Here is a 14,406-nt window from a genome sequence, read left to right on the forward strand (position 1 = left end):
TGTTCTAAATCCAAGAAAAATTAATAGGCTTCTGCCATTGCTTCCAGTTGGGGTGAATTTAACAATTTTTTTTAAGAAGGTGCTTTCTATTTTTAGGTTGAAAAATAAATAATCTTTTTAAATTATCAAATAATGCTATTATTTATTTTATAAATAACAATGAATCAAGAATATTGTTTTATGGAAGAGAAAGCCGAAAATTTAACACCATTAGAACTGAAAATTATGCGCGCCTTACAAGAGAATGGGCGTTTAAGTAATGCTGAATTGGCAAAACTTGTAGGTATTAGTACATCATCTTGTTGGAATCATACTCAGCGTCTTTTTAAGATTGGAGCAATCTTAGATGTCCGTGCTCGGATCAATCCTAATACGGTTCAACGTGGTACTGTGGTGTTAGTTGGTGTGGTTTTGGACCGTTCAACCCCTGACAGCTTTCAAGCATTTGAACAAGCATCGGGTGATTTGGAAAATGTTTTAGAGTGTTATCTGGTGGCGGGAGAAGTCGATTATTTTCTAAAAATTCGTGTTAAAGATTTAGCTGCTTTTAACCGATTTCATAGTGAAAAGATTATTGCCTTACCTGGAGTAAGACAAGTCAGAACTTTTTTTGTACTTAATGAAGTTAAAACAGATGGCATGCTGGACTTTTAGCAGTTCATGATGTTTTAACTTTCCAATGCAAAAACTTATTAGAGTAAAAATAATTAAATCGTTGAGGTTGCTAGTTTTAAACCAAATCCAAAAAATAGAATTCCTACTAAAAAGATACCGCTTGCTGCAATTTTATGGTTCTCTTTAAAAAATGCCGAGAGTTTAATTCCAGAGAAGATTAATGCAGTTAAATAACTAAAGCTAATGATCTGTAAAATAATTGCTAAAATTAAAAAGCTCAGAGCAGGATAAGCATAATCTGGTTCAACAAATTGAACAAAGAAAGAGAGGAAAAATAAAATCGCTTTAGGGTTGAGTAAACTAATACTGAGTGCTGTTTTATAAGGATGAATTTTATCTAAAGCAGGTAAATCAGCCATTTCTGGTTGAGTTTGATTACGTTGTTTCCAGCGTTGAATACTGCCTTGCAACAGTTTAAAACCTAAATAAGATAAATAAAGTGCACCTGTTAATTTAAGAATGACAAATACCCATGGTAATGCCTTGAGTAGAGACGCAGCACCAAGCACTGTACACAGCATTAAAATAAGGTCACCGGTGAAAATACCGAATGCACCCATATATCCGGTTTTAATCCCGTAGCGCGAAGCGATTGACATCACATAAAGAGAATTGGGTCCTGGCAATAACACAATTAGGAATGTACCAATAATATATGTTGTTAAATCTGTTATGCCGAACACGAGAAACCCAATAAAAAACCGATTTTTGTCATGATAACAAAAATCGGCAATTTTGTATGAAAAGTGCAGTTTTTTAAGATTTTATTTCCGCATCAATTCCAAAAGACTGACGTAACAAAAGGCTTAATTGGTCACGTGCTTTAATAAAGCCATCGACACCACCTTGTAAAAGCTGGAATGCCATTAAGTCATGGTTAAGTTCATCTTTAAAACTTTGCTCATCTTGAGCTGGTCTAACAATCGCTTCTGCTTGTTTTGCTTGAGATGCATCAAGGGCCGCATCAACTGTACGGGTATCTTGCTCAAGCTGGGTAAGTAAGCTTGGCGAGATTGTCAGTAAATCACATCCAGCTAGACCAAGCACTTGATCTATACTACGGAAGCTCGCACCCATCACTTGAGTTGGAATGTTTTGCTGTTTGTAATAGGTATAGATTTTCTTAACTGAAACTACGCCTGGATCTTTTTCGATTGGGTAAGCGTCTACACCTTCAGCTTTTTTGTACCAGTCTAAAATACGGCCTACAAATGGTGAGATTAAAGTCACTTTTGCATCTGCACACGCTTGGGCTTGATGTAAACCGAAAAGGAGAGTGAGGTTACAAGCAATTCCTTCAGCTTCGAGCACTTTGGCAGCTTGGATACCTTCCCAAGTCGATGCAATTTTAATCAGAATACGTGACTGATCAATACCATAACCTTTGTAAAGTTCACATAATTCATGCGCTTTTTTAATGGTTGCTTCAGTGTCATATGAAAGGGCAGCATCGACTTCTGTAGAAACACGGCCTTCAATCAGTTTTAAAATTTCTACACCAAATTTTACGGTTAAAATATCAATGGTTCTTTCGATTAACTCATCGTTGCTATAGCCTTCTTCTTTGGCTTGATAATAAGCATCTTCAATCAGCTCTTTGCTTTCTGGTTGTTCTGCTGCTGCCGTAATCAATGAAGGATTAGTCGTTGCGTCTAATGGACGGAATTTACGAATTGCATCAAGGTCACTACTGTCGGCAACAACGGTCGTTAATGTTTTTAATTGGTCAAGTGCTGTATGAGTCATTGATATTCAACATCTTCAGTAATAAATCTTATGTTTTCTTTATAGCACAAAGTCTATTCATGCTGTCGATATATCAATTGTTATATTTCAAAGAAAAACGTTTAGGTTCTGCATCTAATTTGAAATATTTTTAAGGCAGTGGTTGCATTCGTTGCTTACGGATATGTTCAATCAAAAATCTAGCAGCGGCACCAAGCTCACTTTCTCGACTCCATACCAAGTCGACATAATATTCAAATCGGGGAGTGAAATCTAATAAATCCAATACTTTAAGTTTATTTTTTAATTCTGGGTTTTCTTTAAACATTTCTTGAGGAAGTACACCCCAACCCAAATTGCGCAAGATCATTAAACAAGCGGAGTGGTGGTTATCGGTGCGCCAATAATGTTTCGAAAAAAGTAATTCTGGTTTTAAAGTCTCATCTCGGCTTGCAACTACAATTTGTCGTGTAGTGAGGATCTGCTCATAAGAAACCTGATTTTGGCTTGCTAAAGGATGGTTGTTTGAAATAACTGGAATTAAGGCCTCACGTTTAAGCTCTACAAATTGTTCTCTGTTATCTAGGTGCTCGCGTTCAAACATCAGTGCAAGTTGGGCCGACCCGTCTAATAACATTTGGAGTGCATCTTCTTGAGGGGCAGAGACAATATTAATTTGTAGGTCTGGAAAACGGCTCTCTAGAAGACAAATATAGTCTGTCCAATTGGTGTGTAAAAGTTCAGACACAATCACAATAGTTAAATTAGCTTCTAACCCTGTACTTAAGGCGTGGGCATGCTGTTTCCACTGGTTCATCTCAATCAAAAGCTGAGAGGTCTTTTCATATAAAACCCGTGCTTCGTCAGTAGGGATAGGTTCGCGGCCTTTGCGGTTGAATAGAGTTAAGTCCAGATCAATCTCTAAATTGGCAATAGACATGCTTACAGCCGAAGGAACTTTGCCAAGTTTACGCGCTGCTGCAGAAAAAGAGCCGGTCTCAATCACGGCTTGAAACATGAGTAGTTGTTCTTGATTAATGTTCATCTGTCAAAAAAACTGAAAGAACCTGATTGGATTAATCAATATTATAAAAATAAAATGCACATTATCCAAGTTATTATTGAGTATTTAAAAATGTTGATTTCCAAGAGAAGACTCATTCATGCAATCAGTTATGAAGGAATTTTATTGGTCATCATTGCGATTGCATTAAGTTTTATTTTTGATATGCCGATGGAAGTAACAGGAACACTCGGTGTGTTTATGGCAGTGGTTTCAGTTTTCTGGAATATGATTTTTAACCACTATTTTGAAAAAGTAGAGCATAAATATAATTGGGAAAGAACGATCCCTGTGCGGATTTTACATGCGATTGGTTTTGAAGGTGGGTTGTTGCTTGCAACTGTACCAATGATTGCATATATGCTCCAGATGACTGTCATTGATGCACTTATTTTAGATATTGGTTTAACCTTATGTATTTTGGTTTATACCTTTATTTTCCAGTGGTGTTATGACCATATTGAAGATAAATTTTTCCCAGATGCCAAAGCTGCATCACTTCATTAAGCTAATATATTGAAATGAAATAAGCACCCAAATGGGTGCTTATTTTGTTAGGGCGTTATAGAAATTATTTTTCTACAATCGCAACCACACCTTCACCACCTGCTGTACAGATAGAGATTAATGCACGACCTGAACCTTTTTGATTAATCAATTTAGCAGCAGTTGCTAAGATACGACCACCAGTTGCAGCAAATGGATGGCCTGCACCTAAAGATGAACCATTTACGTTAAGTTTAGAACGGTCAATTGAACCCAAAGGTGCATCTAAACCAAGACGTTCTTTACAGAATTTTTCATCTTCCCAAGCTTTCAATGTAGACAATACTTGAGATGCGAATGCTTCATGAATTTCGTAGAAATCAAAATCTTGAAGTTTAAGATTCGCACGTTTAAGCATACGAGGTACTGCATAGGCAGGAGCCATTAATAAGCCTTCTTTAGGGCCATTTTTACCAATGAAGTCAACAGCTGCTGTTTCAGAGAAAGAAAGGTAAGCTAAAACTTCATGACCGTTTTCTTTTGCCCACTCTTCAGAAGCAAGCAAGACAACAGAAGCACCGTCAGTTAACGGAGTTGAGTTACCAGCTGTCATTGTCGCAGTTTCGCCTTTACCGAAAACTGGCTTCAATTTAGCAAGTTTTTCAACTGTGCTGTCTGCGCGTAAGTTGTTGTCACGGTTAAGACCTAAGAATGGAGTCATTAAGTCATCAAAGAAACCACGCTCATAAGCAGCAGCAAGTTTTTGATGGCTGCTAGCAGCTAACTCATCTTGTGCTTCGCGAGTGATACCCCATTCTAAAGCAGTGATGGCTTGGTGCTCACCCATTGAAAGGCCAGTACGTGGTTCACCATTGCTTGGTGCATCAAGAAGCTTTTTAAAATCAATTTTTGTTAAAGCTTTAAGACGGTCTTTACCCGTTTTAGCTACATTGAGTTCAAGTAAAACTTTACGTAAACCATCACCTACAGCAATTGGTGCATCAGAAGTGGTGTCTACACCACCTGCAATACCTACATCGATTTGACCAAGTGCAATTTTGTTTGCAACAACAAAAGCTGCTTGTAAACCTGTACCACAAGCAATTTGAATGTCATAAGCAGGAGTTTCAGGAGCAAGATCTGTGCTCAATACAACTTCGCGAGTCATATTAAAGTCACGGCTGTGTTTTAACACAGCACCAGCAACGACTTCACCAATACGCTTACCTTGTAAGTTAAAGCGTTCAACCAAACCATTCAATGCTGCTGTCAGCATGTCAGAATTTGACGCTTTGAAATAAGCAGTATTTGAACGTGCAAATGGAATACGGTTGCCACCAATAATTGCAACGCGGCGAACAGTGTTTTGGCTCATGGTTTTATCCTGTTGAACAGAAGTTTTGGTTTTTGTTGCTTTTGGTGCTGCAGCTACATTTGAAGATGTAGACGAGGTTTCTGAAGCAGCGCTCTTGGTACGAGGGCTACGTGCAGGTGCAGTCGTTGAACGAGTACGTGTCGTTTTTGATGTATTAGTTGCTGCTTTAGGAGTAGTGCTGTTACGCTTAGCCGTGTTAGAAGCCGACTTTGATGTATTTGACACTTTTTCCTGAGCAGAATTCTCGACTGCTGGATTTTCTTGAGTTGTTTTGCTCATAAGGCTTTTCCAAGCATAATAACGATATTCTTGTAAGCTACCTTAACACAATTCAAATAGACCTGTATTGACTAGAATGACATTGTAGATAGCATTCAGGTCAAGACATCCAAAGATGAAGTCAAGTATGATTTGGAGTAACTCTAATGAACGACTGCTTTCATATTGTTTCTATCCATCTCATAACATAATGAAGCCTGTCGTAGAAAATTCATTTCTTTGAGAGATAATAATCATGACTGATCAATACCAAGCATTTACACAATCTCCTATTGGTAAATTCGTTGTTAAAAATCTGGGTTTACCATCGCCAGTTGTATTAGAGCGTTTTGAAAGTGCTCAGCCAGTAGTGAATGGTGCAGTATTGGTTGGCGCAGCGCCGTCAAGTGTATTGTCTGGTGCGATTGCACAAGTACTTAGCAATGTTCATGCAGATAGCTATGTAGGCAATAACGTTGCTTTGCAACAAGAAGCTGCAAAAGTTGGTTTAAATTTACGTCCATTCAATGCAGGCGATAAAGAATCAAAATTCAAAGCAGTTGTATTTGATGCATCTGGTATTCAAAACTCAGAACAGTTAAATGAACTTTATAAATTCTTTAACCCGATTGCACGTCAAGTTGCGACTTCTGGTCGAGTGATTGTGATTGGTACAACTCCTGAAACTGCAAAAACTGTAAAACAAGCAATTGCTCAGCGCGCACTTGAAGGCTTTATTAAATCTGTAGGTAAAGAATTTAAAAAGGGTATTACCGCTCAAGTTGTTTATGTAGATGACGGTGCTGCTGCAAACCTTGAATCAACTCTACGTTTCTTGCTTTCTCCACGTTCGGCTTATGTATCTGGTCAAGTGATTCGTGTATCTAAAGCAGATGTAGTTGATATTGATTGGGCAAAACCGCTTGCTGGTAAAACTGCGTTAGTAACTGGTGCAAGCCGAGGTATTGGTGAGGCAATTGCACATGTGTTGGCGCGTGACGGTGCGCATGTTATTTGTCTAGACGTACCACAACAACAAGCTGACCTTGACCGTGTAGCTGCTGACATTGGCGGTTCTACATTGGCAATCGACATTACAGCTGCCGATGCAGGTGAAAAAATTAAAGCTGCTGCAGCAAAACAAGGCGGGTTAGATATTATTGTTCATAACGCAGGTATTACACGTGACAAAACTTTGGCAAACATGAAGCCAGAGCTTTGGGACTTGGTAATTAACATTAACTTGTCTGCTGCTGAACGTGTAAATGACTACTTGTTAGAAAACGATGGTCTAAATGCAAATGGCCGTATTGTTTGTGTATCATCAATTAGTGGTATTGCTGGTAACCTTGGTCAAACGAACTATGCTGCGTCAAAAGCTGGTGTGATTGGTCTAGTGAAATTTACTGCGCCTATCTTAAAAAATGGTATTACCATTAACGCAGTAGCACCTGGTTTTATCGAGACTCAAATGACTGCTGCGATTCCATTTGCAATTCGCGAAGCTGGTCGCCGTATGAACTCAATGCAACAAGGTGGTTTACCTGTTGATGTAGCAGAAACGATTGCATGGTTTGCATCAACTGCTTCTACAGGGGTAAATGGCAACGTTGTGCGTGTATGTGGTCAAAGCTTGTTGGGCGCTTAAGCACTTTTAGCTAAATAGGGGTGCTTGTGCATCCCTTTTTTATTCAAGAATCTATAAATTATAAAAGGTTAGGTATGAATACTCGTCATTTTAGCCAGCTACCAAAAGCGGCATTGGCTTATCCAAAAGTTGTGCAAGGTTTAATTTTTAAAAAGCCGAAAGGTCCAAAAATATTACCGCAAGTTGAATATGTGGTAGATACTTTAGAAATTGATCAGAATCACCTCAAAGCTTATAACGAAGTATGTGGCTTTCAAAATAATGGCTTTGTACCCGCAATTTATTTGGCGGTGCTTTCTCAAAGTTTGCAAATGCACATGATGACAGCAGAAGCCTTTCCATTTCCAATTTTAGGTTTAGTGCATATCCGTAACCAGATTAAACAAACCAGACCAATTGGTGTAACTGAAAAACTCACTCTGTCATGTAAGTTTGGGGAACTAAAACCGCATGATAAAGGTGTTCAGTTTGACTTTATTACCACGGCAAAAGTTGGCAATGAAGTGGTGATGGAAGGTTTAACGACTTATTTATCTCGCCAAAAAGTCGAGAAAAGAGTAGGTGAGAAAGCCAAAGAAGAACAAGCACCAGTTTATGTTCCAAAGGCAGAGTGGAATATTTTAGAAAACACAGGTCGCCGTTATGCGAAAGTGTCTGGTGATTTTAATTTAATTCACATTCATGCCATTACTGCAAAAGCATTTGGCTTTAAGCAAGCCATTGCGCATGGTATGTGGAGCAAAGCTAAAGCATTAGCAAACCTTGAATTACCAAATGCTTATGAAGCAGATGTGTGGTTTAAGCTGCCAATGTTCTTGCCATCAAAAGTTGAGTTTTTAACTGCCAATACAGATAAAAAGACTGATTTCTTGATTCGTAATGCGAAATCCCAAAAACCGCATGTTGCAGGAACAGTAAAAGCATTATAAAAATATCAGCAGCCTGAACAGAGGTTTGGGCTGCTTTTGAGCAAAATAACAAAAAATGCAAGGAACTTCATGTGATTAAAGAGATTTTACTGGCCGATACCCATAACTATCATGGTATTTTGGATGAACGTTTTATTGATTTAGCACACCAGTTTAGCCGTCTTCAAGATGCTAGAACGGGACAAGGTGGAGCTGCTTTAGCGGTTTATTTTAGAGGTCAGAAAGTTGTAGATATCTACACCGGTCTAAAATCACAAACTGAAGCTTGGCAACCTGATACATTGGCAGTTTGCTATTCTACAGGTAAGGGCATACTTGCAACTTTAGCGCATATTTTAGTAAGTGAAGGTTTTTTAGAATACGACAAACCAATTTCTACTTATTGGCCTGAGTTTGCTCAAAATGGAAAAGAGCAAATGACATTGCGTCATGTGCTAAGCCATCAAAGCGGCATGTTTGATGTGCGAAATATCATCGAAAGTGCGCGAGAAATGCTCGGCTGGTCACATATGTTAGATGTGGTCGCGGCGACTAAGCCAAGATTCCTTGCAGGAGAGAGTAATGCTTATCAAGCTTTAACATTTGGTTGGCTTGTGGGTGGTGTACTTGAAAAAGCAACTGGTCAATCTTTAGATCAACTCATGCGCAATTATCTTGTTGAACCGTTACAGTTAGATGGGGCATATTTTGGAACGCCTGCAAATGAGTTGGAACGTGTAGCACGTTTAATAATTCAACCAAAACCAGAAAAACCAGCGTCTACTCAAGTTGAAAAACCTAAAAAGCCACAGAAGCGCAAGAGCTCACTCTCTGAAAAAATGATTACTTGGACTGGACAAGACCCTCAAGATTTTCAAGATGCAATGATTCCAAAAGGAATGAAACATCTTAGTTTCTTTAGTGACGAGGGGTTGCAAGCAGTCATTCCAGCAGCAAACGGCACATTTACTGCAAATAGTCTTGCTAAAATTTATGCGATGCTGGCAAATCAAGGTGAATGGGACGGACAGCAAATCATTCGCCCAGAAGTATTTAAAGAGCTTAGTACCATTCAAAGTTATGCACGTGATCGTGTTATGCCAATTCCGATGAATTGGCGTTTAGGCTATCACCGCATTATTACCATGGGTAAACGCGCTAAAAATGGCTTTGGACACATTGGTTACAATGGTTCAGGCGCATGGTGTGACCCTGAGCGCGACCTCAGCTTTGCTTACACCCATAACTTCCAAATTGGTTCAATCACAGGCGATTATCGTTTGTGGGGGCTGACTCAAGAAGCCTTACGTTGTACCGATCAAATTTTAAAAGGTCGTAAAGGCTGGTTCTAATTTTAGTATTTTAAAGCTGGCATTTTAATCAATGCCAGCTTATACATTTATAACAATTCTAGGCGAATAATCGCTTCGGTATGGCGCTTGAAATCTTCCTCAGCTAAACCTTGTAAACCAAGTTTATAAATACCTTCTAAGCCGCAAACAAAAGCAATGAGTCGCCATGCAATGTCTGTGGAATTTGATCTATTTTTAAATTCGCCTTCTTTTTGTCCACACTCAATCGCTTGCACAATTGTTTCATGCCAACTTTGCATGGCAAGGTTATACGCTTTTTGTATTTCAACATCTTGCTCAATCAAGAGTTCAGCTTCATTCCATAAACGTAAGTAGGGCTGAAGTCTGTCGATGTTTTCTGCGCCCAATAGGATGAAGACCCTTTGAAATTGGCTAGTTGTTTCTAGGGTTTTTTCAATTTCATCAAGCTGTTCCATCAGCTTTAAAAAAGCTTCAGCTTTTAAATGAGATGCCGAAGAGAAATGGTGATGAACTTGTCCGGTTGAGGTTTGTGCTTCCGTTGCGATTCTACGTACCGTCATGGCAGTAAAACCTTCAGCCAAAGCAACTTGCATGGCAGCTTGCAGAATCATTTCTCTGCGTTGATCGCGATTAAGATAGGCCATGTTTCTTTCACCTGACTGAATTCGACACAAATTACATTAAAACTAAAAGTTGGACAAGTGTCCAATTGTGTATATAATAACCATGATTTGAACACATGTCCAAGTTTTGGATATTGAAGAGCGTTATGCAAAAAAAATGGTTAATCCTGACAATTATCGTCCTTATTTATTTACCCGTTACGATTGATGCAACGGTGATGCATGTTGCAACACCATCTTTAAGTGCAGCATTAAATTTAACTGCCAATCAGCTTTTATGGGTCATTGATATTTATTCACTGATTATGGCGGGTTTGATTTTACCGATGGGTGCACTCGGTGATCGTATTGGCTTTAAAAAATTATTATTTATTGGAACAGCAGTTTTTGGTGTTGGTTCGTTAGCTGCGGCTTTTTCTCCAACTGCCTATGCCTTAATTGCTTCTCGTGCTGTCTTAGGGCTAGGGGCAGCGATGCTTATTCCTGCCACTTTATCCGGCATCCGTAATGCCTTTACCGAAGAAAAGCAGAGAAATTTTGCACTTGGTCTTTGGTCTACAGTGGGTGGTGGCGGAGCAGCTTTTGGTCCATTAGTGGGTGGATTTGTGTTGGAACACTTCCATTGGGGAGCAGTATTCCTTATCAATATCCCGATTATTTTAGTGGTTCTGGTTATGATTGTAATGATCATTCCTAAACAACAACAGAAGACTGATCAGCCAATTAATTTAGGACAAGCTTTAATCTTGGTTGTAGCCATTTTAAGCCTGATCTATTCAATCAAATCGGCGATGTATAACTTCTCGGTACTTACAGTCGTGATGTTTGTGGTAGGCATAAGTACTTTAATCCACTTCATTCGAAGCCAAAAAAGAGCTACGACGCCAATGATTGATCTGGAATTGTTTAAACATCCAGTGATTTCTACCAGCATTGTGATGGCAGTTGTTTCCATGATTGCTTTGGTTGGTTTTGAATTACTCTTGTCTCAAGAGTTGCAGTTTGTGCATGGGTTTTCTCCATTACAGGCAGCCATGTTTATTATTCCATTTATGATCGCGATTAGTTTAGGTGGTCCATTAGCCGGAATCTGTTTAAATAAATGGGGACTTAGACTTGTTTCTACTGTTGGTATTTTAATAAGTGGATTTAGTCTATGGGGGCTTGCTCAGCTTAACTTTTCGACCGATCACTTTTTAGCGTGGACGTGTATGGTCTTTTTAGGCTTTAGTATTGAGATTGCCTTACTGGCTTCAACTGCTGCGATTATGTCATCTGTTCCACCACAAAAAGCAAGTGCAGCAGGTGCGATTGAAGGTATGGCCTATGAGCTTGGTGCTGGTTTGGGCGTCGCTATTTTCGGGTTAATGTTATCTTGGTTTTATAGTCGTTCAATTATTTTGCCAGAACAGCTCCCAACGGACTTAATTGAAAAAGCGAGTATCTCGATTGGAGAAACCATGCAATTAGCGTCTAACCTTGAAAAACCTTTAGGAGAGCAATTAGTTGCGGTTGCGCAGCAAGCTTTTAGCTATGCACATAGTTGGGTGCTTACTATCTCAGCCATTTGTTTCTTCCTGTTAACTGTATTTGTCTGGTTTAGTTTTCCTAAGAAAGTAAACTAAAATAAAGGGTAAAAAGAGAGATTTATCTTTCTTTTTACCCTCAAATGTCTTTTTAATATTTTCTTTATATTCAATTTAGTTATTTAATTCTCATAAACAAACTATTATTTAATAAATTTCATGTTTTTATTTCAAAATGATTCAAACATCATCTTATTGAAATTTAATAAAAAATTAATGATTTGAAAATTGACTGCAAAAAAATGGTTTGTTAACCTGCTATTCGAAAATCTAAAAACAAATAAAAGAGGCTATTGTGAATTTTAAATTAAAAACATCACTTATTATTGGTGCAATTGTTGCATCTTCACTTGTATATGCTGCAACCGTACTCTCACCAAATCAGAATAATAATAGTGGATCAATTCCGACGGGTTATTCAGATTTAGAGTTTTCTTTAGCTAATGGGAATTGGGTCAAAAACCTCACTTTACCAACAAATGCTAATAATTCAGACAAAATTACAATTCGTTCTAGTGCTGCTTATAGTAGTTATTTAGACACCTCTAATACGAATATTCCGTTAGAAGTGTTGAAGATAAATAGCGGAGATATCTATCAATTCATTTTTAATAGCAGTCAAAATAAATGGATTGCTCAGCTAGCAACGGTTAGTCCTACTACTGGGGCTAACTATGAGTTAATACCGTTAACGACTGCAACCATGCAAAAAGTACTTATTCAAGATGGCAAATGGGCACAAACCATTGCTTTACCAAGTGATGTGCGTGACGGAACAACCGTACAAGTTGTTTCTACAGCAAGTGTAAGTTCGGATATTGATAAAACCAACTTACTATTCCCGAGCAGTTTTACATTAAAAAATGGTTCTGAATATTGGTTTAAATATTATTCTGCTTTAGGAAAATGGGTGCCAGAATATATAAAACCTCAGAAGCTAAATGTTCAGCAAATTGGAACATCTTTAGCAGCAGTAAATAACCCACTTACCGAAATTGCATTTGGAGATGGAAATTGGGTTTCTAATTTCACTTTACCTACCACTGCAAATGATCGGGATAGGATTATTATCAAGTCTACTGCAACTTGGTCTGCAAAAATTAATAATACCAATGTTAATAGCCAAGCGACCTTAACCCTTAAAACAGGTGATCAATATGAGTTTATGTATATAAGCGACAAAGGCTATTGGCAGCTCATCTCTTCACCAACAAAAGTGATTGATTCAACGGCAACAATTCCTGCAATTTTACCGAATATGACCCAACCCACTTTAAAGGTAAAACTGTCTACATCCAATTGGCAGCCGACCTTGCAGCTACCAGCTCAAGCTCAAGTCGGAGATAAGGTGGTTATTGTGTCGAATGCATCGGCCGACACCTATATTAATGCTGCTAATGGTTTGTCGACAGCAATTAAAAATGGTGAAAACCGCCGTTTTATCTACACCGCTCAAGGTTGGACAGTAGATAGTTATACAATTGATATGTTGTTGGTTTCTAGCCCAGAAGTAAACTCAATTTTAGGTGAGAGTGCAGCAAAACTTAGAATGATTGAAGGCGTAAATTTAACAAACTTAACCGCTGAAAATTCAAATGCACGTTTTTACTTAAGAGATGTGGGCTATTTAACTTATAAAATCCCAGCTACTACTTTAAAAGAAGCAATCTCGACTGGACGAGATGACACGACGGTACAGAATGAGCGTAAACGTGTATTGGCAGACGGTGTTTATTATCAAGGTAATGAACCAGGGGATGGCGGTTGTGGCTGGGCTTGGATTAATGCTTCTGCATATAACATGATTGGTGCAAATGATATTGCAGGTTGTTCTTTTGCAGCTATGCGTCATGAAGTCGGGCACAATCTTGGCCTGTACCATAATGGTTCAACCAATATTGGTTCAGGTTTTGCTCATCCCTTAGGTAGTACTGCAATGGGTGGCAATAATATTAATTTTTATTCTAGTCCATACCTTTACAATCCTAAATATGGTGTTCGTTTGGGTGAAGAAGGAAAAATTGATGCGGTTAGTGTGATTAACCTGAACGCACAAAAAATTTCTCTATATAACTAATCTCTATTTTTAGCTGTAAATAATGAAGAAAAATAAGTTGTTAATAGGAACTGCTATCGCTTGTGTGGCGTTAGCAGTTTTAGTCTGGTTTGCTTTTTCACAGCAAAGTTCTTCTGCTTTAACGTTCTCTCCAGAAAGTCGGCAACAATCTGGGGCAAAAATGATAGAGAGTCAAAATATTCTGAATTTGAGTCCGTCAGAAAAAGAAAGGTTGTCTCAGCAACAAATTGTTTTTAATGAAATAGAAAAAGATCAATTGCATTCTAAAGCTAATTTTCCCCTGCTTAAAAATGCTAAAGGTATGGTCATTAAATATGATCCAAATGTGATCGAACTTAAAAAAGTCGGGGACACTGTTAAATTTCAGATGTTGGAATATGGCATTAATCGTACAGGGAAAATTGTAGAGATCGAACCTGTTGATCAGGATATTGTTCGATGGACTGGTAGATTTGACCAAGGCGATCCGAACCAGAATTTTTTTACTATTACTCAAAGTCAAAAAGACCACTATACAATCATGCAAATTTTTACCGAGAAAGGAAATTATTCAGCTGAAATTAAAGATGGTGTCGGGTTGGTGCAAACTATGGATGAGGGTGTTACAGATCAGGAGTTACATCATGATCATCCATAGAGGAATAAATG

General features: G+C 38.3%; 13 protein-coding genes. 8 read left to right on the plus strand and 5 right to left on the minus strand.

Going from position 1 to position 14,406, the window contains the following annotated elements:
- Positions 1-180 precede the first annotated feature (180 nt).
- On the plus strand, positions 181-654 hold the full coding sequence (locus ACYU0V_RS07090; protein WP_046813037.1) for an Lrp/AsnC family transcriptional regulator: 474 nt from the start codon (positions 181-183) through the stop codon (positions 652-654).
- Between the two features lie 53 nt (positions 655-707).
- Here ACYU0V_RS07090 and leuE read toward each other — a convergent pair whose 3' ends face one another.
- From leuE to aceR, 3 genes are all read right to left on the minus strand, one after another.
- The gene (gene leuE / locus ACYU0V_RS07095) at positions 708-1,358 is read right to left on the minus strand and encodes a leucine efflux protein LeuE (RefSeq protein ID WP_461849561.1); all 651 of its coding nucleotides are present in this window, start codon (positions 1,356-1,358) and stop codon (positions 708-710) included.
- A 73-nt stretch (positions 1,359-1,431) separates the two neighbouring features.
- On the minus strand, positions 1,432-2,421 hold the full coding sequence (gene tal, locus ACYU0V_RS07100; RefSeq protein WP_017387331.1) for a transaldolase: 990 nt from the start codon (positions 2,419-2,421) through the stop codon (positions 1,432-1,434).
- A 130-nt stretch (positions 2,422-2,551) separates the two neighbouring features.
- Positions 2,552-3,445 (minus strand): HTH-type transcriptional regulator AceR, encoded by an 894-nt coding sequence (gene aceR, locus ACYU0V_RS07105; protein WP_068556951.1) that lies wholly within the window; start codon positions 3,443-3,445, stop codon positions 2,552-2,554.
- A gap of 90 nt (positions 3,446-3,535) precedes the next feature.
- Between aceR and aceI the strand changes: the two genes are divergently transcribed.
- Positions 3,536-3,970: a chlorhexidine efflux PACE transporter AceI gene (gene aceI, locus ACYU0V_RS07110; RefSeq protein ID WP_068562773.1), complete on the plus strand. Its 435-nt coding sequence runs from the start codon at positions 3,536-3,538 to the stop codon at positions 3,968-3,970.
- Between the two features lie 64 nt (positions 3,971-4,034).
- On the opposite strand, the gene ACYU0V_RS07115 is transcribed toward aceI, so the two are convergent.
- Positions 4,035-5,603, minus strand: coding sequence for an acetyl-CoA C-acetyltransferase (locus tag ACYU0V_RS07115; RefSeq protein WP_057062874.1), 1,569 nt, complete (start codon positions 5,601-5,603; stop codon positions 4,035-4,037).
- Positions 5,604-5,838: 235 nt separating this feature from the next.
- On the opposite strand from ACYU0V_RS07115, the gene ACYU0V_RS07120 reads away from it, so the two are divergent.
- From ACYU0V_RS07120 to ACYU0V_RS07130, 3 genes are all read left to right on the plus strand, one after another.
- Positions 5,839-7,230: a 3-oxoacyl-ACP reductase gene (locus ACYU0V_RS07120; protein ID WP_461849564.1), complete on the plus strand. Its 1,392-nt coding sequence runs from the start codon at positions 5,839-5,841 to the stop codon at positions 7,228-7,230.
- A gap of 74 nt (positions 7,231-7,304) precedes the next feature.
- The gene (locus ACYU0V_RS07125) at positions 7,305-8,159 is read left to right on the plus strand and encodes a MaoC family dehydratase (RefSeq protein ID WP_202744449.1); all 855 of its coding nucleotides are present in this window, start codon (positions 7,305-7,307) and stop codon (positions 8,157-8,159) included.
- Between the two features lie 71 nt (positions 8,160-8,230).
- Positions 8,231-9,490: a serine hydrolase domain-containing protein gene (locus tag ACYU0V_RS07130; RefSeq protein WP_461849566.1), complete on the plus strand. Its 1,260-nt coding sequence runs from the start codon at positions 8,231-8,233 to the stop codon at positions 9,488-9,490.
- 47 nt (positions 9,491-9,537) lie between these two features.
- Here the strand turns inward: ACYU0V_RS07130 and ACYU0V_RS07135 are convergent, their stop codons facing one another.
- Complete coding sequence (locus ACYU0V_RS07135) at positions 9,538-10,116, minus strand: TetR family transcriptional regulator (protein WP_262739983.1); 579 nt, start codon at positions 10,114-10,116, stop codon at positions 9,538-9,540.
- Between the two features lie 125 nt (positions 10,117-10,241).
- Between ACYU0V_RS07135 and amvA the strand changes: the two genes are divergently transcribed.
- The 3 genes from amvA to cpaB all read left to right on the plus strand — a co-directional run bounded on the left by amvA (position 10,242) and on the right by cpaB (position 14,395).
- Positions 10,242-11,720 carry a multidrug efflux MFS transporter AmvA gene (gene amvA, locus ACYU0V_RS07140; RefSeq protein WP_461849568.1) on the plus strand — a complete coding sequence of 493 codons (1,479 nt, stop codon included), beginning with the start codon at positions 10,242-10,244 and terminating at the stop codon, positions 11,718-11,720.
- Positions 11,721-11,976: 256 nt separating this feature from the next.
- Positions 11,977-13,758, plus strand: coding sequence for a metalloendopeptidase CpaA (gene cpaA / locus ACYU0V_RS07145; protein WP_461849570.1), 1,782 nt, complete (start codon positions 11,977-11,979; stop codon positions 13,756-13,758).
- Positions 13,759-13,780: 22 nt separating this feature from the next.
- Positions 13,781-14,395, plus strand: coding sequence for a metalloprotease secretion chaperone CpaB (gene cpaB / locus ACYU0V_RS07150; RefSeq protein WP_000739695.1), 615 nt, complete (start codon positions 13,781-13,783; stop codon positions 14,393-14,395).
- Positions 14,396-14,406 lie beyond the last annotated feature (11 nt).

The sequence above is a fragment of the Acinetobacter sp. X9 genome (genome assembly GCF_054889255.1).

Coding starts and splice junctions, on each gene's coding strand:
- ACYU0V_RS07090 (WP_046813037.1), top strand. CDS start 181: ATGGAAGAGAAAGCCGAAAATTTAACACCATTAGAACTGAAAATTATG.
- tal (WP_017387331.1), bottom strand. CDS start 2,421: ATGACTCATACAGCACTTGACCAATTAAAAACATTAACGACCGTTGTT.
- aceR (WP_068556951.1), bottom strand. CDS start 3,445: ATGAACATTAATCAAGAACAACTACTCATGTTTCAAGCCGTGATTGAG.
- aceI (WP_068562773.1), top strand. CDS start 3,536: ATGTTGATTTCCAAGAGAAGACTCATTCATGCAATCAGTTATGAAGGA.
- ACYU0V_RS07115 (WP_057062874.1), bottom strand. CDS start 5,603: ATGAGCAAAACAACTCAAGAAAATCCAGCAGTCGAGAATTCTGCTCAG.
- ACYU0V_RS07120 (WP_461849564.1), top strand. CDS start 5,839: ATGACTGATCAATACCAAGCATTTACACAATCTCCTATTGGTAAATTC.
- ACYU0V_RS07125 (WP_202744449.1), top strand. CDS start 7,305: ATGAATACTCGTCATTTTAGCCAGCTACCAAAAGCGGCATTGGCTTAT.
- ACYU0V_RS07135 (WP_262739983.1), bottom strand. CDS start 10,116: ATGGCCTATCTTAATCGCGATCAACGCAGAGAAATGATTCTGCAAGCT.
- amvA (WP_461849568.1), top strand. CDS start 10,242: ATGCAAAAAAAATGGTTAATCCTGACAATTATCGTCCTTATTTATTTA.
- cpaB (WP_000739695.1), top strand. CDS start 13,781: ATGAAGAAAAATAAGTTGTTAATAGGAACTGCTATCGCTTGTGTGGCG.